This is a genomic window from Kitasatospora sp. NPDC004615 (assembly GCF_042873545.1).
Lineage (GTDB): Bacteria > Actinomycetota > Actinomycetes > Streptomycetales > Streptomycetaceae > Kitasatospora.
The window spans coordinates 368,168-387,759 of the sequence record NZ_JBIALQ010000005.1 but is presented as its reverse complement, the minus strand read 5'-3'; the positions used below and the strand labels follow the sequence as shown (position 1 = coordinate 387,759).

The 19,592-nt window shown below is 73.2% G+C and carries 16 protein-coding genes; 9 read left to right on the top strand and 7 right to left on the bottom strand.

The features are described from left to right. Positions 1-83: 83 nt before the first annotated feature. Complete coding sequence (locus ACFYS8_RS19700; RefSeq protein WP_387642782.1) at positions 84-281, top strand: hypothetical protein; 198 nt, start codon at positions 84-86, stop codon at positions 279-281. Between the two features lie 116 nt (positions 282-397). Further along, positions 398-694: a PIN domain-containing protein gene (locus tag ACFYS8_RS19695; protein WP_387642781.1), complete on the top strand. Its 297-nt coding sequence runs from the start codon at positions 398-400 to the stop codon at positions 692-694. 137 nt (positions 695-831) lie between these two features. Here the strand turns inward: ACFYS8_RS19695 and ACFYS8_RS19690 are convergent, their stop codons facing one another. Next, a complete protein-coding gene (locus tag ACFYS8_RS19690) occupies positions 832-1,842 on the bottom strand; it encodes a hypothetical protein (RefSeq protein ID WP_387642780.1) in 1,011 nt (336 codons plus the stop codon). Positions 1,843-2,000: 158 nt separating this feature from the next. Here ACFYS8_RS19690 and ACFYS8_RS19685 point away from each other — a divergent pair, with 158 nt between their 5' ends. Continuing rightward, complete coding sequence (locus tag ACFYS8_RS19685) at positions 2,001-2,369, top strand: hypothetical protein (protein ID WP_387642779.1); 369 nt, start codon at positions 2,001-2,003, stop codon at positions 2,367-2,369. Between the two features lie 121 nt (positions 2,370-2,490). On the opposite strand, the gene ACFYS8_RS19680 is transcribed toward ACFYS8_RS19685, so the two are convergent. The 4 genes from ACFYS8_RS19680 to ACFYS8_RS19665 form a co-directional block, all read right to left on the bottom strand. Next, on the bottom strand, positions 2,491-2,724 hold the full coding sequence (locus ACFYS8_RS19680; protein WP_387642778.1) for a CopG family transcriptional regulator: 234 nt from the start codon (positions 2,722-2,724) through the stop codon (positions 2,491-2,493). A 17-nt stretch (positions 2,725-2,741) separates the two neighbouring features. Continuing rightward, positions 2,742-4,541 (bottom strand): BTAD domain-containing putative transcriptional regulator, encoded by a 1,800-nt coding sequence (locus tag ACFYS8_RS19675; RefSeq protein ID WP_387642777.1) that lies wholly within the window; start codon positions 4,539-4,541, stop codon positions 2,742-2,744. Positions 4,542-4,600: 59 nt separating this feature from the next. Next, the gene (locus ACFYS8_RS19670; protein WP_387642776.1) at positions 4,601-5,749 is read right to left on the bottom strand and encodes a PP2C family protein-serine/threonine phosphatase; all 1,149 of its coding nucleotides are present in this window, start codon (positions 5,747-5,749) and stop codon (positions 4,601-4,603) included. Positions 5,750-5,904: 155 nt separating this feature from the next. Further along, positions 5,905-8,031, bottom strand: coding sequence for an alpha-galactosidase (locus ACFYS8_RS19665; protein ID WP_387642775.1), 2,127 nt, complete (start codon positions 8,029-8,031; stop codon positions 5,905-5,907). A 127-nt stretch (positions 8,032-8,158) separates the two neighbouring features. On the opposite strand from ACFYS8_RS19665, the gene ACFYS8_RS19660 reads away from it, so the two are divergent. The 6 genes from ACFYS8_RS19660 (at position 8,159) to ACFYS8_RS19635 (ending at position 17,889) form a co-directional block, all read left to right on the top strand. Beyond that, the gene (locus ACFYS8_RS19660) at positions 8,159-9,334 is read left to right on the top strand and encodes an ROK family protein (protein ID WP_387642774.1); all 1,176 of its coding nucleotides are present in this window, start codon (positions 8,159-8,161) and stop codon (positions 9,332-9,334) included. A 306-nt stretch (positions 9,335-9,640) separates the two neighbouring features. Next, positions 9,641-10,921 (top strand): ABC transporter substrate-binding protein, encoded by a 1,281-nt coding sequence (locus tag ACFYS8_RS19655; RefSeq protein ID WP_387642773.1) that lies wholly within the window; start codon positions 9,641-9,643, stop codon positions 10,919-10,921. Then, positions 10,918-11,883, top strand: coding sequence for a carbohydrate ABC transporter permease (locus tag ACFYS8_RS19650; protein ID WP_387642772.1), 966 nt, complete (start codon positions 10,918-10,920; stop codon positions 11,881-11,883). Before ACFYS8_RS19655 ends, ACFYS8_RS19650 begins: the two co-directional genes overlap by 4 nt. Before the next feature lie 7 nt (positions 11,884-11,890). Further along, positions 11,891-12,736: a carbohydrate ABC transporter permease gene (locus ACFYS8_RS19645; protein WP_387642771.1), complete on the top strand. Its 846-nt coding sequence runs from the start codon at positions 11,891-11,893 to the stop codon at positions 12,734-12,736. Positions 12,737-12,807: 71 nt separating this feature from the next. Then, the gene (locus ACFYS8_RS19640; RefSeq protein ID WP_387642770.1) at positions 12,808-14,763 is read left to right on the top strand and encodes a glycoside hydrolase family 5 protein; all 1,956 of its coding nucleotides are present in this window, start codon (positions 12,808-12,810) and stop codon (positions 14,761-14,763) included. Between the two features lie 72 nt (positions 14,764-14,835). Beyond that, positions 14,836-17,889: an alpha-mannosidase gene (locus ACFYS8_RS19635; protein WP_387642769.1), complete on the top strand. Its 3,054-nt coding sequence runs from the start codon at positions 14,836-14,838 to the stop codon at positions 17,887-17,889. Positions 17,890-17,909: 20 nt separating this feature from the next. Here ACFYS8_RS19635 and ACFYS8_RS19630 read toward each other — a convergent pair whose 3' ends face one another. Both ACFYS8_RS19630 and ACFYS8_RS19625 read right to left on the bottom strand, forming a co-directional pair. Continuing rightward, positions 17,910-18,896, bottom strand: a complete 987-nt coding sequence (locus ACFYS8_RS19630; RefSeq protein WP_387642768.1) for a sensor histidine kinase — start codon at positions 18,894-18,896, stop codon at positions 17,910-17,912. Further along, positions 18,886-19,551, bottom strand: coding sequence for a response regulator transcription factor (locus ACFYS8_RS19625; protein WP_387642767.1), 666 nt, complete (start codon positions 19,549-19,551; stop codon positions 18,886-18,888). Before ACFYS8_RS19625 ends, ACFYS8_RS19630 begins: the two co-directional genes overlap by 11 nt. Positions 19,552-19,592 lie beyond the last annotated feature (41 nt).

Sequence of the window (19,592 nt, the reverse complement as noted above, 5' to 3'; positions counted from 1 at the left end):
GGGGTGAAGGTCGGTGTCAGCGCGGGGCAGTCCCCCGTACGCTGGCCTCGGTAGCCATGTCCCGTCCCTGCTGGAGGTCCCCGATGAGCACACTCGACGCGGACTACTCCGGCTACCCGCCGTTGCGGCCCCGCGTTTCGGTCGAGGAGTTGCTGGCCGCGAAGAACGCCCAGCCGATCCGGTCCCTGGACGACCTCGCCGCCGACACCTTCGAGTCGGACGAGGAACTGGAGGAGTTCCTGGCCTTCACGTACGCCGAGCGTCACCGCGACGTCGCCTGAGCCGCCGCCGTGCAACCTGTCATCCTCGACACCGACGTCGCCTCGCTCTCCCACAAGCGCAAGCTCACCGGCCCGCTCGCCACCAGGTTGATCGCCGCAAGCCGCTGATCACCTTCGTGGCCTTCGGCGAACTGGCCAAGTGGACCGAGATCCGCCACTGGGGCACCCGCAGCCGCCAGGAACTCGCCGACTGGCTCTCCGGAATGCCGCTCCTGCCCGGCGACGAAGCCGTCGCCGCGACCTGGGGCCGCCTGTCAGCCGCGGGCATCCAGCGCGGACGCCCACGCCCGATCAACGACATGTGGATCGCGGCCTGCGCCCTCACCTACGACCTGCCGCTCGCCACGCTCAACCTCAAGGACTACGAGGACTTCCGAGCCCATCACGGCCTGCGCATCCTCGGCGCGGAGTAGCTACTCCTCCGGGCGCACTGTTGGGCGCGAACGACCTTACGAACCGCAGCAGTTGGGCGCGTCGCATGCCGCCAGGGTGCGCGGGGCGGTCCATCGAGTGCACGCGACCGCCAGGGCGTGGGGGCCGGGTCGGGGTTTCAGTGCAGGTGGGCGATCCAGGGGTGGTCGTCGGGGTTGCGCATTTGGTCGAGGATGTTGCGCAGTCCGTCGGCGTCGTGGATCCAGCGGACGGTGTCGATGAGTTCGTCGGCGGCCGCGGCGTCGAGGAGGGGGTCGAGTTCGGCGGGGATGGGGTCGTCGACGAGGCAGAGCCAGGCGATGGCCGCGCTCACTCGTACCTCCGTCGGCCGGGTGGGGTCCTGCCACCAGGTGCGGGTGTGGGCGATTGTGGTGGGATCGCGTGTCTCCCAGGCCAGTTGGGCGATTGCGAGGACCAGGCTTGCGCGGGTCATCGGGTCGGTCTCGGTGGCGAAGCGGGTGTGCAGGGCGGCCGTGATCCGGTCGCGGGCGGGGACGGCGGCGGCCGCGAGGGCGTAGGCGGTGACGGCGCGGAGCGTCGCGGTGGGGTGGTCGAGCAGGGGCAGGAGCAGGTCCGTGTCGTCGGCGATGGCCTGCTGGGCGGCCTGGACGGACCAGTTGGCGTTGTGGCCGCTGCAATCGAAGACAACGCGGTCGGCAGGTTCGCCGGCCCGTAGCAGTCCGGTGCGGGAGCCGCTTCCGAAGTGTGGGCGGCGGGCGAGACTCCCGACCAGGAGGAGGACATCGGGGTCGGGACGAGTGAGGGCGGTGCGGATCAGGAAGGGGACGGCGAGGGTGCCGGCTGTGGAAGGGGTGCCCTGATGGCAGACGCTGTTCCACAGGCGGGACAGCGCCCGGTCGGCGCTCTCCGTGTCGCCGTGGCGGATCTGCTCCAGCAGGTGGGGGATCTCGGCGCCGTCGAACCAGTCCCACGGCACCGCGTCGTACTGCGGGCCGTCCTTGACCTCGGCGGCCATCGCGGCCATGACCGTCCGTACGTCGTGCGAGGTGTCCACGTGGAACTCCGGCCGGTGTTCCTCCCAGGTCGCGGCGGTGTCCTTCTCGACCTGCCAGCTCGCGATGACGTCCGCCCACTCTCCGTCGTACTGGTCAAGATCATCAGCGCTCATGGCGACGCACCGTAGCGCCCGCCGCCGACACCGGCCCGGGATCCGTTCGGTGGGCGATTGCACGGCGCGCGGGTGACCACGGGGCGGATCCCGCACCGGGCCGTTCGCGGCGGGGAACGGTCTCGAACCATTCCCCTCGTACTCGAAGGCGGTTCTTCATGCGTCGTATCGGCATGCTCATCGCGACCACCCTCGGCGCGGCCGTCCTGGCCGCCGGCCCGACAGCGTCGGCGGACATCCCCCAGCAGCCCGACCAGGCCCCGGCCCCGGCTGAGGCCGGGACGCAGACCCCGGCCGAGGATCCGGCTCAGGACCCGGCTCAGGACCCCGCCGGGACGCAGACGGAGGACGCCGACGCGAAGAGCTGCGTCAAGGCCGACACATCCCCCTCCACCGTCACCAACCAGACCGAAGGGGTCGCCCTGATCTTCGACGCACCCGACTGCACCGGCCACGTACTCGGCGCCATGCTGCCGGGCGAGACCAAGGACCTCACGCTCGGCCAGAGCGTCCTCTTCGTCCAGTAGCGGCCCCGCCCACCAGCCGCAAAGCGCCGGCCACCATAACGGTGGTCGGCGCTTTTGCGTTCCGTCACGCGGGCCGGGGTGGGCGTGTAAGTGGTGAGGCCGGGCTCGCCAGGCATGACGTTCAGCTGCTCGTGTCGGAGGCGCGCTGCTCGTCGCGCGTGCGGCGCAGCAGGTCGCGACGCTCGTGGATCTCTTCGGGGGTGATCGGGCCGTGTTCGGCCTCGGCGAGGGTGATGAGCTCGTCGAGGTTGTCCCGTTCGAGCCGGCGGACAGCCGGAGGGGTCGCTGCGGGTCGGGCCGCTTCGGCAATGTCGCGAGGCGTGGTGATCGAGTGCTTCTGGGTGGGCTCGCTCATGCTCCTCATTCTGGTGCTCACGGTCGGTCAGGCGCGGGCTGTTGGAGGTGGGCGTGGAGGTGGGTGAGGCGTGGGAGGGAGTAGTGGGCGATGTGGGCGGGGGCTTCTTCGGTGGGGCAGAGGAGGACGCCGGCCAGGATGAGGTGTTCGAGGGCGGCGAGGGCGGGGGCGGGGGGGAGGTCGAGGGTGTGGCGGGCGTGGGTGAGGTCGAAGGTGGGGGTCCAGGGGTGGCGGGCCAGGTGGGTGAGGGTGGTGCGTTGGTCGGGGGTGAGGGCGTGCCATTGGGTGTCGAGGCGGTCGCGGAGGCGGGTTTCTCCGACGGCGAGTTCGTCGAGGGCGCGGTGGGGGTCGGTGAGGCGGTCGGCGAATTCGTCGAGGGGGAGGTGGCGGAGGGCGGCGAGTTTGTAGCCGGCCAGGCGGACGGCGGAGGGCAGGAGGCCGCATGCGGTGACGATGCGTTCGGCGGCGGTGGGGGCGGCGTCGACGCGGTGGGTGCCGACGAGGAGTGACAGCAGGGCGAGGGCTTCGGGGAGGGTGAAGGGGGCGAGGTCGGTGCGGTGGGTGGCGCCGAGGCCGGGGAGGGGGGTGCGGCCGGTGACCAGGGCGACGGCGGGGCCGGGCGGTGGGAGCAGGGCGTGGGTGGTGTGGTCGTCGGAGGCGCCGTCCAGGACGACCAGTGCCCGGTGTTCGGCCAGCCATTCGCGCCAGGTCTGCAGGGGGTCGGCGGTGTCGGTGGCGAGCAGCCGGGCCAGGTCGGCGGCGACGGCCCGGGGTTCGCGGGCGCGGCCGGTGGCGTCCCGCAGGTGGATGAAGAGGCGGCCGTCGGGGAAGTCGTCGCGCAGTGCGTGGGCGGCGCGGATCGCGAGTGCGGTCTTGCCGACGCCGATCGGTCCGGTCAGCACCACCGGCCGTTCGGCGCGGCGTGCGGCGCGGACCAGTTCCGCGACCTGCTGTTCCCGTCCGGTGAACGCGGTGGTGTCCGGCGGCAGCACGGTCCGGCCCGAGCGCGCGGCGGCAGGCGGAGGCGGGGGCGTCGGGCGGTCGGCGAGCAGTTCGCGGTGGCAGGCCTCCAGCTCGGGGCCGGGGGACAGGCCCAGTTCGCGGGAGAGTTGCTGGCGCAGTTGCGCGAACGCGGCGAGTGCTTCGGCGCGCCGCCCGGCGCGGTGCAGGGCGAGCAGGTGGACGGCCTGGAGGCGTTCGCGCAGGGGGTGACGGTCGGTCAGGTCGGTGAGGGCGCCCGCGACCCGGCCGGCGTGGCCGAGCCGCAGTTCGACCTCGGCCCAGTCCTCGACGGCCGCGAGGTAGCGGGCGGTCAGTCGTTCGGCGACGGCCCGCAGTGCGGAGGAGTGCCGCAGTTCCGGCAGTGGCGGGCCGGCCCACAGCCGCAGTGCCTCGCCGAGCAGCCGGCCGGCCTGTTCGTCGTCCTGCCGGGCCGCCGCCTCCCGGCCGGACCGGACCAGGGCGGCGAACCGCAGGGTGTCCAACTCCTCGTCGGCGACGTGCAGTTCGTAGCCGCCGGGGCGGTGCACCAGGCGCCCTGCGCCGAGTGCCCCGCGCAGGCCGGAGACGTACACCTGGAGGTTCTTGCGGGCGGACCGGGGCGGTTCGTCCTCCCAGACGGCCTCGGTCAGCAGGTCGGTGGAGAGCAGCGTGTTGGGGTGGCCGAGCAGGGCGGCCAGGACGGCGCGCTGTTTGAGCGAGCCGAGGGCGAGCGGGCCGTGGCCGGTCTCGGCGGCGAGCTGGCCGAGCAGGCGGAAGCGCAGCGGTGGGCGCTCGGGGTTCGGGGTGGCGGGGCGGTGATTCAGTCCGGCGATCACGAAGCCTCCTCACCCGCACGGAGCATCGTTGCTGCGCGCGTCCATGACAGGTCAGCCTGTCAGAGGGGTGGGCGCTCCGGGTATCCCAGGTTTCTGGGATGTTCCACGACCCGCGGCCAGGCCAGCGCGAGCAGCGCGGCGTCGTCGTCGGCGCCGCCGGTGGCGAAGGCGCGGGAGTCGCGGTGCAGCCAGTCCAGCAGGGCGACGGGGTCGGGGCCGTCGGGCTGCGACTCCAGGTGGGCGGTCAGGCGGGGGAGCAGCGGGTAGAAGGCGCCGTCGGCGGCGCGGGCCTCGGTGAGGCCGTCGGTGTACAGCAGCAGGGTGTCGCCGGGGCCCAGCGGGACGGCGGGTGCGGGCTCCGCGGCCACCGGGTCGGGGAGCAGGCCGCTCAGGCCGAGCGGCGGGCGCGGGGAGACCGGGAGTTCGGCGACGCCGGTGCCGTGCAGGATCAGCGGCGGCGGGTGCCCGCAGGACAGCCCGTGGGCGGTGCCGTCGGCGGCGATCTCGACCAGGAAGGCGGTGCCGAACGCCTCCGAGTCGTTCAGGTGGCGCCGCAGGCTGGTGTCCATCCGGTCCGCGAGGTCGTCGAGGCGGGCGTGGTCCTGGGCGGCCTCGTGGAACGAGCCGAGGATGACGGCGGCGGTGGCGACGGCGTCCAGGCCCTTGCCGCGGACGTCGCCGATCAGGGCGCGGACGCCGAACGCGGTGTCCGCCACCGCGTACAAGTCCCCGCCGACCCGGGCGTACTGTGCGGCGGCCCGGTACGCGGCGGCGGTGCGGAACGGTCCGACGACGGGCGGCGGCGGCCGCAGGATCGCGCGCTGGGCGGCCTCGGCGACCGAACTGACCTCCACCAGGTGCGCGGCCGCCTGCTCGCGACGGTGCACCAGGTAGACGCCCAGCGCGGCGATGATGACGATCACCGAGGTGGTGCCGATCGCGGCGCCGATCCGGCCCGGTTCGTCCGGGACGAAGGCCCAGCGGGTGCCGATCGCGAGCACCGCCGACGCCAGGATCATCGGCGGCCGGAACGCCATCGACACCAGGGCCGGCACCGCGACCACCACCGACGGCGTCTGCCAGCCGTCCGGCGCGAACTGCAGGCCGACCATCACGCAGTACATCAGGACGGCGGTCCCCAGCGACACCACCCGCCCCACCCTGCCGACCCCGTACCCCGCGCCGTCCTCACCGCGGTCGGTCCACACCGGCACTCACCTCCCACCCGCCCGCACAACTGCCGCGCAATCCTCCCGCGAGGCAGGGGCCTTGGGCGCGCCGCCACACCGCTGCGCGGCAGACCGCTGCGCGTTACACGGCTGCGCGGCAGACCGCTGCGCGGCAGCCGGTCAGCCGCCGGTGGTCAGTCGTCGGCGCGGCACAGGCGGACCAGGCAGCTGGCGTAGTCGCCGGCCGGCAGCGGTGGCTCGATGCCGTGGTGGACCAGGACGGCGCCGCTGTACTCCCGGTTCCGGTCCAGGTCTAGGTAGTTGGCGGCAGGGTCGAGCGTGGGCAGGCGGATCGGGGCGGGCGGGTGCCCGAAGCGGGTGGTGGGGCGCCAGGCGAGGAGCGCGTGGTCCCGGCCGTCGTGGGAGGCGTAGTGGACGGCGCCCACCGGTCCGGGCGGCGCGAGCCGGTGCTGGACGCCGCGCTGGACGAGCGGGCGGATCTGCTTGTAGCGGGTGACGAGTTCGGCGGCCTCGGCGAGGTCCTCCGCCGACCAGGACGTCAGGTCGCCGCCGATCCCGAGCGCCCCGGCCATCGCGACGTGGAAGCGGAACCGCAGCGGGGTGCTCCGCCCGGTCGCCGGGTTGGGGCTGTCGGTGACCCACGCGGCCATCGCCTGGGCGGGGAAGAGCTGTGAGAAGCCGTGCTGGATCCCGATCCGGTCGACCGGGTCGGTGTTGTCGGACGTCCAGGCCTGGTCGGTGCGGGCGAGCATGCCGAGGTCGACCCGGCCGCCGCCGCCCGCGCAGGCCTCGATGCGCAGGCCCGGGTGGTCGGCGCGCAGCCGGTCCATGATCCGGTGGACGGCCCGGGTGTGTTCGATCCACAGCCGGTCCGGGTCCGGGTGGCCGTCCCAACCTGCTTCGGTGAAGGGCCGGTTGGCGTCCCACTTCAGCCAGTCGACGGCGTGTTCGCGGACCAGGGCGTCGAGCGTGCCGTGGGCCCAGGACTCGACCTCCGGCCGGGCGAAGTTCAGCACCAGCTGGTGGCGCAGCTCGGTGGCGTCCAGGTGCGGGGAGTGCGCCACCCAGTCGGGGTGGGTGCGGTACAGCTCGCTGTCGCGGTTGACCATCTCCGGTTCCACCCAGAGTCCGAACTCCATTCCGAGCCGGTGCACTTCGTCGGCCAGCGGGCGCAGCCCGCGGGGGAAGGCGGCGGGCCGGGGCGTCCAGTCGCCGAGCCCGGAGCGGTCGTCGCGCCGGGTGCCGAACCAGCCGTCGTCCAGCACGAACAGTTCGGCGCCGAGCCCGGCGGCGAGCCGCGCCAGGCGGAGCTGGCCGGCCTCGGAGACGTCGAAGCCGGTGGCCTCCCAGGAGTTGTACAGCACCGGCCGGTCCTGTTCGGGCCGCGGCAGGACGTGTCTGCGTACGTGGTCGTGCCAGGCGGCACTGGACGCGCCGAAGCCGTGCGCGGTGTACAGGCCGGCGAACACGGGGGTGTGCAGCCGCTCGCCGGCCCGCAGCGTCCAGGCGGTGCCGTCGTGGCCGAAGCCGCCGGTCCAGCCGGTGCGGCCGACCGGGTCGCGGTGCACGGTGATGCGCCAACTGCCGCTCCAGGCCAGTGCGGTGCTCCACACCTCGCCGTGTTCCTCGGCCGCAGTGCCGTCGTCCACGGCCAGCCAGGGGTTCGCGTGGTGCCCGGTCAGGCCCCGGCGGCTGGTCAGGACGGTCTCGGCGACCGGCAGCCGGTCGCGCCGCAGCTGGAACTCGCTGTTCCAGCCGCCCACCAGGTGGCTGAGCCGGTAGTCGGCCAGCGCGGGGGTCCGCCAGGCGGCCGAGTCGAGCCGGTCGACGGTGATCGGTTCGTCGGGGCCGTCCGCGGGGCCGAGGTGGGTCAGTTCGGTCCAGCGCTCGATCACGTCGCTGTCGGGCCGGACGCGGTAGCAGAGTTCGGCGCGCAGCGGGCGGCGGCGGTCCTGGAGGCGCAGCCGCAGTTCGCCGCCGTCGACGTGGTGGCCGGTGAAGCGCCACTGGGCGCCGCGGGTGCCGTCGGCGAAGCGGACCTGGAGGCCGGCCGGGCCGAAGCGCGCGCCGGTCTGCGGCGCGAGTTCGTCGGCGGCGGCGTCGTCCTCGAAGCTGCTGTCGGCGGGGGAGCCGGCGGCGGGCAGCGCCGCCAGGGCGGCGGTGTCGAGCGGGGCGCCCCAGTACAGGTGCCGGGGGCTGCCGTCGGGGTGCAGGCGCAGGGCGTACACGCTGTTCGGGGTGCGCAGGACCGCGAGGCCGCGGTCGGGGTCGAAGCTGACGGGCGGAGGCGTGGCGGGCACGAGTGAAACCCCTGACGCGCGAAGGGAGTTGGGTGGCGTCCGGCCGGAGGCGGCTCCCGAGCGTAGGGCGGTCCCGGTTCCCGAATCAATACTGTCGGAAGTTATTTATTTGCTCTAGATTGCCCACGTGTCCCGACAACGCTCGCAACCCCTTGTCAGCGCCCCGGCCGAGACCGCGATCCTTTCCCGTCTGCTGGCCGAAGGGCCGCTCAGCAGAGTCGAGTTGGCGCGCCGCACCGGGCTCTCCTCGACGGCCGTCACCAAGGCGGCCCGACCACTGATCGACGGTGGCTACCTGTACGAACTGCCACCCGAGCGCACCGCCCCCGGTGCGGGCCGGCCGGTGTACCCGCTCGCGGTCGACCGGGACCGCGAGTACTTCCTCGGCGTGAAAATCAGCGCCGACCAACTCTTCGGCGCGGTATGCGACTTGAGGGCGGGCATCCGGGACACCGCAGTCCGGCCGGTGGAGGTTTGCACCCCGGAGGCCGTCACTGCGCTGCTCGCCGAACTGGTCGAGGAACTGCTCGACTCCGAGCCCGGGTTCCGGGCCCGCACCCGCCACCTCGGGATCGCGGTGAACGGCGACGTGGACCGCGACCGGGGACGGCTGCGGCACTCCGGCCTGCTCGGCTGGCGCAACGTCCCGCTGGCCGAACTACTGGAGGCCGCAACCGGGTTGAGCGTCACCGTGGAGAACGACGTGCGGGCGCTGACGGTCGCCGAGCACTGGTTCGGCGAAGGCATCGGCACCGGCTACTTCGCCCTGGTCACCATCGGTTCGGGCATCGGCTCCGCCCTGGTCGTCAACGGCCAGCTGATGCGCGGCGCGTACGGCGTCGCGGGCGAGGTCGGCCACCTGTGCGTCGACCCGGCCGGGCCGCGCTGCCGGTGCGGCGCCCGGGGCTGCGTCGAGGCGATCGGATCGATCGACGTCATCCTCGACACCGTCCGGCAGGCGGCCGGAGATCCGCGGCTCACCTTCCCCGAGGTGGTCCGGATGGCCCGCGAGGGCCGGCCCGAGGCCCGCGAGGCGTTCGCCAGGGCCGGGAAGGCGATCGGCACCGGCATTGCCGCGCTGGTCAACCTGATCGGCCCGGAGCGGGTGGTGGTCAGCGGCGAGGGCGTCGACGCCTACGACCTGTTCAGCCGTCACATCCAGGACGCGTACGCGGCGCACGCCTTCGGCGCGGCCTCCCGCTGCCCGCTGTCGCTGCGCCCGCTGCCCTGGCAGGAATGGGCCCGCGGCGGCGCGGCGGTGGCCATCCAGGCGCTCTTCCCGCAACCTCCGGCCGGCGGCTGACCCGCAGCCGCGCCCGACCCTCCGACTTCCCGACCCCGCCCCCGACTTCCCGGTCTCTGACTGCCCGACCGCTGACTCCTCGGCACCGATTCCCGACTGCCGACCGCCGGACTGCCGACCTCTCGGCCCCTTGACCGCCGGCCCCCGTCCACCGATTTCCCGACCGTCCGACCGCCGACCTTTCGGCCCCCGATTCCTGACCCCCGACCTCCGCCCGCCGCCCGCCCGGGCCGGCAGGCAGCGGCGACGAGCCGGTCGGGGTGAGCAAGTGCCCTGCAACCCCCTCACAGCAAGGACACGCGCCCCATGAACACCCCCGCGCCCCAGATCGACCGACGCAGGTTCCTCACCGGATCGCTGCTGATCGCCGCCGGAGCGGTCGTCAGCACCGCCTGCAGTACCGATCCCACCGGCGGGTCCTCCGGCGGTAGGACCACCCTCAACGTCTGGTACCACGCCTACGGCGAGGCCGGCACCCAGCAGGCAGTGCTCCGCTACGCCACCGCCTTCACCAAGGCCAACCCGGACATCGCGGTCAAGGTGACCTGGGTCCCGGGCGACTACGCGGGCAAGCTCTACGCCAGCCTGCTGACAGACGCGGCCCCCGACGTGTTCGAGATCGGCGACTTCGACGAGGGCCTCGCCCACCGCGGGCAGATAGCCCCGCTCGACGACCTCTACGGCGACGCCAAGGCCGACTTCAACGCCGCCGCCCTCGACACCGTCACCGTCGAGGGCAAGCTGTACGGCGTCAAGATGATCGACGACGTGCTGATGGTCTACTACCGCAAGAGCGTCCTGGCCGCGGCCGGAATCACCCCGCCCACCACCTTCGACGGCCTGGCCGCCGCCGCGAAGGCGCTGAGCACCGGAAAGTCCAAGGGCCTGTACCTGGGCACCGACGGCACCGGCGACGGCCCCGCCATCGCCGTGATGTCCACCGGCGGCGAACTGGTCACCCGCGAGGGCAAGGTGGCGTTCGGCTCGCCGCAGGCCCTGGAGGCGCTCACCGCCTTCAAGCGCCTGCACGACGACAAGTCGCTGCTGCTCGGCTTCACCACCGACTGGTGGGACCCGTCCGCGTTCACCCAGGGCATGGCGGCGATGCAGTGGTGCGGCCTGTGGGCGATGCCCGCCGTCCGGACCGCGCTCGGCGACGACTTCGGCGTCATGCCGTGGCCCGCGTTCCGTGAAGGCGGCACCCCCGTGCTGCGGGTCGGCGGCTGGACCAGCTGCGTCAACGCCAAGGGCCAGCACGTGGACGCGGCGAAGAAGTTCGTCCAGTGGCTGTGGGTGCAGAACTCCGACCTGCAGCGGGACTTCGCCGAGAGCTACGGCCTGCACGTGCCGCCGCGCACCTCGGTGGCCGCCACCGCGACCAAGCTCACCACCGGCCCCGCGAAGGAGACCGTCGACCTCGCCCTGAAGTACGGCCGGCACAACCCCGGCACCTGGAACACCGCGGTCAGCACCGCCTTCAACGCGGCCGCGGCGAAGATCGCCACCGGCCAGGGCGACCCCGCCGCCCTGCTCGCCGACGCGGCGGGCAAGGCCCAGAGCGAGATCGACAAGCAGCTCGGCCGATGATCCCCGCCCTCGACAGGACCCGTCCCGCGGCCGGCCGACGGGCCCGCACCGCCCGGGCCGCCCGGGCGAGCCGTTCCGGCCGGCTCGCGTTCGCCCTGCTCACCGCGCCCATGCTGATCGGGCTCGGCCTCTTCAAGTACCTGGCGATCGGCTGGAGCTTCCTGCTCAGCCTCAGCGAGGCGCGCGGCAGCATCGCCCTCGGCCACTGGGTCGGACTCGACAACTACCGCACGCTGCTGGCCGACCATGCCTTCCGCGACTCGCTGCTGACGATCCTGCTGTTCACCGCGTTCATCGTGCCGGTCACCTTCGCGGCCTCGCTCGGCCTCGCCCTGCTCGTGCACCGCGTCCGGCGCGGCCGGGCACTGCTGCGCACCGCCTTCCTGATCCCGACCGCCGTCTCGTACGTGGCGGCCTCGCTGCTGTGGAAGATGTGCCTGTTCAACGGGCTGCCGACCGGTGTCGCCAACCTGATCGGCGGCTGGTTCGGCGCCGAGCCCGTGCCTTGGCTGCAGACCGTCTCGCCACCGCTGTACTGGGTGGTGCTGGTGACGCTGCGGCTTTGGCTCCAGGTCGGCTTCTACATGGTGCTGTTCCTGGCCGGCCTGCAAGCCATTCCGCGGGAGGTGTACGAGGCCGCGGCGCTCGACGGGGCCTCCGGCAGACGGCTGTTGACCGGCGTCACCCTGCCGATGCTGCGCAACACCTCCGTCGCCGTGCTGATGCTGCTGTTCATCGCCGCGTTCCAGGCCTTCGACGAGTTCTACAACCTGTTCAGCAGCGGCATGTCCGGCACCGGGACGGCGCCCGTGCAGACCCCGCTGGTCCACCTCTACAACACCGCGCTGGGAAGCCAGAACTACGGCGTCGGCTCCGCCGGGGCGTTTCTGCTGACCGCCCTGATCGTCGGGGTGACGCTGATCCAGGGCCGGGTCACCGGCTTCGGCCGGGCCGGGGAGTGAGCGCCGCATGAGCACCTTGTCCGCCCCGCTGCGGGCCGCCCGCGTCACCGTCCGCGGCCTGCTGATCGGCCTGCTGACCGCGGTCTTCCTGGCGCCCTTCTACCTGATGCTCCGCAACGCGCTGATGGACAGCCGGGGTCTGACGGCGCCGGAGTGGACGTGGTGGCCGTCCACCATGCACTTCGACAACTTCACCGCGCTGTTCCAGGACCCGTCCGTCGCGATGGGCCCGGCGCTCGGCAACTCGCTGCTGGTCGCCGCCGTCACCGCGCCGCTGTCCACGCTGCTCGCCTCGGCCGCCGGGTACGCGCTGGCCCGGATTCCCGTCCGCGGGCGCGGCGTGGTGCTGGCGCTGGTGGTGGCGACGCTGATGATCCCCGGCTCGGCGACCTTCGTGCCGACGTTCGTCGTGGTCGGCTCGATGGGGGGCGTCAACACGCTGTGGGGCATCGTCGCGCCCGGCCTGTTCAACCCGTTCGCGGTGCTGCTGTTCCGCAACTTCTACCTGCAGTTCCCGAGCGAGATCGAGGACGCCGGCCGGCTCGACGGCCTCGGCTGGCTCGGCCTGTACCGGCGGATCGCGCTGCCCAGCTCCGGAGCGATGCTGGCCTCGCTCGGGGCACTGGCCTTCATCGACAGCTGGAACGCCTTCCTGTGGCCGCTGGTGATCGGCCAGGACCCGTCCGCCTGGACCGCGCAGATCGCGCTGTCCACCTTCCTCACCTCGCAGACCATCAACCTTCCCGGGCTGTTCGCCGGCGCCGTGGTCACCATCACGCCGCTGGTCGTCATGTTCCTGGTCGCCCAGCGGTACATCGTCGAAGGCATCGCCTCCAGCGGCCTCAAGGGCTGACCCGGCGTCACCACCGCACCACCGCATCGCGCAAGGTAAGACGCACCTCTCCCCCTCGTCAGGAGCGTTCCGTGAAACCTCGCCCCACCGTGCTCCGGTGCACGTCCGCCGCCCTCGCCGCGGCGTGCGCCCTCGTGCTCGGCACCCTCACCCCCACCGCGTCCGCCGCGCCCACCACGTCCGCCGCCGACACTCCGACCGTCGCGGCGCCCGTCCTCACCGGCCCGCAGCTCGCCGCCTCCTGGGCCGGCCCGCTGTCCACCCGGGGCCGGTACGTGGTCGACGCGAACGGCGACCGGTTCAAGCTCAAGTCCGGCAACTGGGCCGGAGCCCAAGGCACTTGGCAGGGCAGCGGCGACGTCCGCGACCCGGCGAACCACCAGGCCCGGCAGATGTCGAACAACATTCCGCTGGGCCTGGACCGGACCCCGATCGCCCGGATCCTGGCGGACTTCCACACCATGGGCCTGAACAGCATCCGGCTGCCGTTCGCCAACGCGCTCGTCCACGACACCACCGCCGTCCCGGACTCGGCCGTCGCGGCCAACCCGCAGCTCAGGGGCAAGACACCGCTGCAGGTGATGGACGCCGTGGTCGCGGCGCTGACCGCGGACGGCTTCGCGGTGATCCTCAACAACCACACCACCAGCTACCGGTTCTGCTGCGGCCTGGACGGCAACGAACGCTGGAACAGCGGGCAGTCCACCCAGCAGTGGATCGACGACTGGGTGTTCCTGGCCAAGCGGTACCAGGACAACAAGCGGGTGGTCGGCGCCGACCTGCGCAACGAGGTCCGCCGCGACACCTGGAACGACGCCAACTGGGGCTGGGGCGACGACCACGACCTCAACCAGGCGCTGGAGGACGCCGGCAACCGGATCCTGCAGGCCGACCCCGACCTGCTGATCGTCATGGAAGGCATCAACTGGCAGGGCATCCCGACCGACCTGACCCCGCACTGGCGCCCCATGCTCACCCCCGTCGCCACCCTGTCCAACACCCTGATCCGCTCCGACAAACTCGTCTACTCCGCGCACTTCTACGGCTACACCGGCCCCAGGCACACCGGCGCCACCGGCACCGGCGAGACCCACGACCCGCGCTACGAGGAACTCACCCCCGACCAGCTCGCCCAGGCGGTCGACGACGAGGCGCTGTTCGTCACCCGCACCGGCCAGCACTTCACCGCACCGGTGTGGATCAGCGAGTTCGGCGCCGCCGGCCGCGGCCCCGCCGACGCCCGCGAACGCGCCTGGTTCGACAACTTCACCGACATCCTGGTGCGCAACGACACCGATTTCGCGATCTGGCCGCTGGTCGGCTGGAGCGACAACACCGGAACGCCGCAGGACAACTGGGCGATGGTCAACTACACGGCGGACGGCACCCGGCTCGGCGTCATGGACACCGGCGACTGGCGCGCCGCCGACTGGAACAAGCTGATCGGCGCCCCCGCCCGCAGCGGACCGGTCGCCGACGGCCCGCGCTGGAACATGCTCAACCTCGACCACTACGACGCCAACCTGTCCGCCGCCATGCTGGCCGGGCCCGACTGGTCCTACGGCAACCGCAAGGGCAACTGCCCCGACACCCAGCGCCTGGCCGGCCTCGGCCGCAGCGACAGCCGCGGCCTGTGCACCGATGCCGGCCGGCCGGCCAAGGGTGCCGGCGCCTGGACGACCGTCACCGACGAGCGCTACGTCACCCACGGGGACTGGGCGAGCGGCTACAACAAGCTCCAGTGCCCGGACAACACCTTCGCCGTCGGCTACAGCGTCAACCGCAACGCGATGTCCGCCCTGCTGTGCGCGCCCGCCGCCAACGCGCTGCCCCTGACCGGGCGCAACGTGTGGTTCGACAGCGGCGACAACCGGCCCGCCACCGGCGGTTCGGCGGCCAGCGACTGGGCGCCCGGCTACTACAAGGGCCAGTGCGCCGACAACGAGTACCTGGCGGGCGTCGCCTACACCTGGAAGTGGAACCACGGCGGCGTGCCCGACGCGCTGCTGTGCCGCCCGCTGAACTGACCCGTCCACCGAACGGAACCGAACCGACCCGCCCACGCCCGCGCCCCGCCCCGCCCCGAAGGGAGCACCCCCGTGCACAGCAAGCAGCGGTTGACCGAGCAGCGGCTCGCCCGCGTCCTGTCGCAGCGCGTCCGCCCGGCCGTCCACGCCCGCGCGCTGCCGCTGACGGTGGAGATCTGGAACGCCCCCGGAGAGCCGGTGCCCGCCGCGCAGGCGATCGCCGCGCCGTACCGGCCCGTCGCGGTCGGGCACCGGTGGGGGCCGGCCTGGTCGACCAGCTGGTTCCGGATCAGCGGCGAAGTCCCCGCCCACTGGGCGGGGCAGCGGATCGAGGCGGTGCTCGACCTGGGCTTCGACGTCACCGGCCCCGGTTTCTCCACCGAGGGCCTGGTGCACCGCCCCGACGGCAGCGTGGTGAAGGCGCTCAATCCGCGCAACGCCTGGATCCCCGTCGCCGACCCGGCGAGCGGCGGCGAGCGCTTCACGTACTACGTGGAGGCCGCCGCCAACCCGACCGTGCCGCTGCCCGGCGAGGCGCACCACGCGCCGACCCGGGCCGGGGACCGGCCGGCCTGGCTGACCGGCGCGGCGGCCGCCGGCGGCGACCCGCTCTACCGGCTGCGCCGGGCCGAGCTGACCGTCTTCGACCGGGAGGTCTGGGAGCTCGCCCAGGACCTCGACGTGCTCGGCGAGTTGATGCACGCCCTGCCCGAGGGCGCGGAGCGCCGCTGGCAGCTCCTGCACACCCTCGAACGGGCCCTGGACGCCGTGGACGTGCAGGACGTCCCGGCCACCGCGGCCGCCGCCCGGGCCGTCCTGCGCCCGGCCCTGGCCGCGCCCGCGACCGCCGGCGCCCACCGGATCTCCGCGGTCGGGCACGCCCACATCGACACCGCCTGGCTGTGGCCGCTGCGCGAGGCCGCCCGCAAGGTCGCCCGGACGGTCTCGAACGTCACCCACCTGATGGATCATCACCCCGGCTTCCGCTTCGCGATGTCCCAGGCGCAGCAGCTGGCCTGGCTGAAGGAGCAGCACCCGGCGCTCTACGCCCGGGTCCGGGAGAAGGCCGCGAGCGGGCAGTTCCTCCCGGTGGGCAGCCTGTGGGTGGAACCCGACACCAACATCACCGGCGGGGAGGCGTTCGTCCGCCAACTCGTCCACGGCAAACGGTTCTACGCGCAGGAGTTCGGCGTCGAGACCGAGGAGCTGTGGCTGCCCGACACCTTCGGCTACCAGGCGGCGATGCCGCAGCTGCTGAAACTCGCCGGGGTGCGCTGGTTCCTCACCCAGAAGATCTCCTGGAACACCACCAACAAGTTCCCGCACCACACCTTCTGGTGGGAGGGCATCGACGGCACCCGGATCTTCACCCACTTCCCGCCCGCGGACACCTACAACGGCGAGCTGACCGGCGCCGAACTCGCCCACACCGTCCGCAACTTCCAGGACAAGGGGCCCGCCAACCGGTCGCTGCTGCCGTTCGGGTACGGCGACGGCGGCGGCGGGCCCACCCGGGAGATGCTGGCCCGCGCCGAGCGGCTCGCCGACCTGGAGGGCTCGCCGCGGGTCGAGATCGAACCGCCCGCCGCGTTCTTCGCGCGCGCCCACGCCGAGTACCCCGACGCGCCGGTGTGGCTCGGCGAGCTCTATCTGGAGTTCCACCGGGGCACGCTGACCAGTCAGTTGCGCACCAAGCAGGGCAACCGGCGCAGCGAGCACCTGCTGCGCGAGGCCGAACTGTGGTCCGCCACGGCCGCCGTGCACCGCGGCCTGCCGTACCCGTACGAGGCGCTCGACCGGCTGTGGAAGACCGTCCTGCTGCACCAGTTCCACGACATCCTGCCCGGCTCGTCCATCGCCTGGGTGCACCGGCAGGCCGAGGAGACGTACGCCGCCGTCCACGCCGAACTGACCGGGATCGTCGATGCGGCGCAGCGGGCGCTGGCCGGCCCCGGGGACGGCACGGTGGTCTTCAACGGCGCGCCGCACGCCCGCGGCGGCGTCCCCGCGTTCGGCTCGGCGCCGCGCGCGGGGGAGCCGGCGCCCGAGGTCGACCCGGTGCCGGACGGGGACGGCCGCCTGGTGCTGGACAACGGGCTGGTCCGGTTCACCGTCGACGCCCGCGGCCTGGTGGTCTCCGCCGTCGACCTGGCCGCCGGCCGCGAGGCCCTGCCGCCCGGCGCCGCGGCCAACCTGCTCCAGCTCCACCAGGACTTCCCCAACGAGTACGACGCCTGGGACCTCGACGCGTTCTACCGCAACACCGTCCGCGACCTGGACGTGGCCGACGAGGTGACGGCCGTGCCCGGCGGCGTCGAGGTCCGCCGCAGCTTCGGCAGCTCGCGGATCCGGCAGCGGCTGTCCCTGCGGGAGGGTGCCCGGCGCCTCGACATCGACACCGAGATCGACTGGCACGAGCGCGAACGCATCCTCAAGGCGGCCTTCCCACTGGACGTGCGGGCCGACCACTCCACCGCGGAGATCCCGTTCGGCCACGTCCGGCGCCCCACCCACACCAACACGAGCTGGGACGCGGCCAGGTTCGAGATCTGCGCCCACCGCTTCCTGCACGTCGGCGAACGGGGCTGGGGCGCGGCCCTGGTCAACGACTCCACCTACGGCCACGACGTCACCCGCGACGTGCGCCCCGACGGTGGCACCACCACGACCGTGCGGCTGTCGCTGCTGCGCGCCCCGCGCTTTCCCGACCCGGACGCGGACCAGGGCACCCACCGCCTGCGGTACGGCCTGCTGCTCGGCGCCTCGGTCGCCGACGCCGTCCGCGAGGGCTACGCCCTCAACCTCGCAGAGCGGGCCGTGCCCGGTGGTACGGCGGTGGCCCCGCTGGTCTCCGTCGCGGACGACGCCGTGGTGATCGAGGCCGTCAAACTCGCCGACGACGCGTCCGGCGACCTGGTGGTCCGCCTCTACGAGGCCCATGGCGGCCGGGCCCGTACCACCCTGGCCGTCTCCGTCCCCTGGCGCACCGTCACCGAGACCGACCTGCTGGAGCGGCCGCTGCCGGACGCCGAGCCCGTCCACGCCGCCGACCGGCCCGGGCCGGTCCTCACCCTCCGCCCGTTCGAGATCCGCACCCTGCGGATCGCCCTCGCCACCGGGTCCTGAGGGCCGTGCCCGGCGGCCGCTCAGCCGGGGAAGCGCAGGCGGAGCAGGGAACCGCCGTGCGGGGCGGGGGAGATGGTGAGGTCGCCGGCGTGCGCGTCGAGGACAGCGCGGACGATGGCCAGGCCCAGGCCGGTGCCGGACAGGCCGGTGGCGGGGGAGTGGGCGAAGCCGACGCCGGTGTCCTCGACGTCGAGTTCGGCGCCGTCCCGGCCGGTGCGGCAGCGCAGGGTGATGGCGTCGCCGGGGGCGGTGTACTTGACGGCGTTCTCGACCAGGGCGTCGAGGGCGGCCTCCAGGCGGGATTCGTCGCCCTCGATGCGGACGGCGGGCGCGTCCAGGTGCCAGTGGCGGTCGGTCGCGGGCCGCCAGCGCTGGACGGTGCGGTGCACCAGGGCGTCGAGGTCGACGGGGCCGTGCTCGGGTTCGGCGGGGTGGTAGGCGTCGGCGAGGACCAGCAGCCGGCCGGACAGGCGGGCGAGCTTGTCGAGTTCGTCGAGGACCACGTCGAGGTCCTCCCGCCCGGCCCCGGCGGGCAGTTCGCCCTGGACGAGTTCGGCGTAGCAGCGGGCGACGGTGATCGGGGTGCGCATCTCGTGCGAGCAGGTGCGGACGAACAGTTCCTTGTCCTGCTGGGCGCGGCGCTCCCGTTCGGCGGCGGCGCGGACCTCGGCGAGGGCGGCGGCGCGGCGGCGGACGTGCCAGGCCATGGCGAGGAACACTAGTGCCATCAGCGGGACTTCGGCGAGTTCGTCCCAGCCGAGGTGGCCGTGTGCGGCGTACCCGGCCATGGTGCCGCCGGTGACCAGGGCGACGGTGGTGAGCACTACGGCCGTCCGGCGGGTGGACCAGGCCTGGAAGCCGTAGACGATGGACATGCTGATCCACACCAGGTGGAACGCCACCGTCTCCAGCTCGGGCGCGACCAGCAGCACGAGTTGGGTGCAGGCGACGAACAGCACCCAGCCCGCGAAGAGAGCGCGATCCCGCGCGGTGCGGTCAGCAGGCACTGAACGCGTACCCGACGTTGCGCACCGTTTCGATGATCGGCCGCGGCGCCTTGCCGCGGATCCGGCGGACCGTCACGTCGACCACGTTGCTGGCCAGGTCGTCGCTGTAGCCCCAGACGCCGGCCAGCAGTTCGTGCCGGCTGCACACCTGTCCGGCCTGCCGCATCAGGTGGCCGAGCAGCATGAACTCCCGGTGCGAGAGCGGGATCTGGCGCCCGTCGATGCCGAGCGCCTGCCGTTCGAGGTCGAGCGCGACGTCGCCGACCCGCAGCCAGCGCTGGGGTGCGCCGGCGGGGGCGGTGCGCAGCCGGGAGCGGACGCGTTCGACCAGTTCGGCGGTGGCGAAGGGTTTGCCGAGGAAGTCGACGGCGCCGATCCGCAGGCAGCGCACCCGGGTGGCCACGTCGACCACGGCGGACAGTACCAACACGCGTTGTTCGGGGCGTAGTTCGAAGGTCTGGCGCATCACTTCGAAGCCGTCGAAGCCGGGCAGCATCAGGTCGAGCACGGCCAGGTCGTACGCCTGGTCGCGCAGGCGCTGGACGGCTTCGGGGCCGGTGGCGGCGCCGTGGACGAGGTGGCCGTCCGCGCTCAGGGTGCGGGTCAGGTAGGCCCGCAGGCGGGCTTCGTCCTCGACGACCAGCAGTCGTGCCATGCTCGGTACTGCCTCCCCCGCCCGCTGGGCGGCAATCGCGC

Excerpts from the sequence above, each read along its gene's own strand:
- ACFYS8_RS19700 (WP_387642782.1), top strand. The coding sequence starts at position 84 with ATGAGCACACTCGACGCGGACTACTCCGGCTACCCGCCGTTGCGGCCC.
- ACFYS8_RS19690 (WP_387642780.1), bottom strand. The coding sequence starts at position 1,842 with ATGAGCGCTGATGATCTTGACCAGTACGACGGAGAGTGGGCGGACGTC.
- ACFYS8_RS19685 (WP_387642779.1), top strand. The coding sequence starts at position 2,001 with ATGCGTCGTATCGGCATGCTCATCGCGACCACCCTCGGCGCGGCCGTC.
- ACFYS8_RS19680 (WP_387642778.1), bottom strand. The coding sequence starts at position 2,724 with ATGAGCGAGCCCACCCAGAAGCACTCGATCACCACGCCTCGCGACATT.
- ACFYS8_RS19655 (WP_387642773.1), top strand. The coding sequence starts at position 9,641 with ATGAACACCCCCGCGCCCCAGATCGACCGACGCAGGTTCCTCACCGGA.
- ACFYS8_RS19650 (WP_387642772.1), top strand. The coding sequence starts at position 10,918 with ATGATCCCCGCCCTCGACAGGACCCGTCCCGCGGCCGGCCGACGGGCC.
- ACFYS8_RS19645 (WP_387642771.1), top strand. The coding sequence starts at position 11,891 with ATGAGCACCTTGTCCGCCCCGCTGCGGGCCGCCCGCGTCACCGTCCGC.
- ACFYS8_RS19625 (WP_387642767.1), bottom strand. The coding sequence starts at position 19,551 with ATGGCACGACTGCTGGTCGTCGAGGACGAAGCCCGCCTGCGGGCCTAC.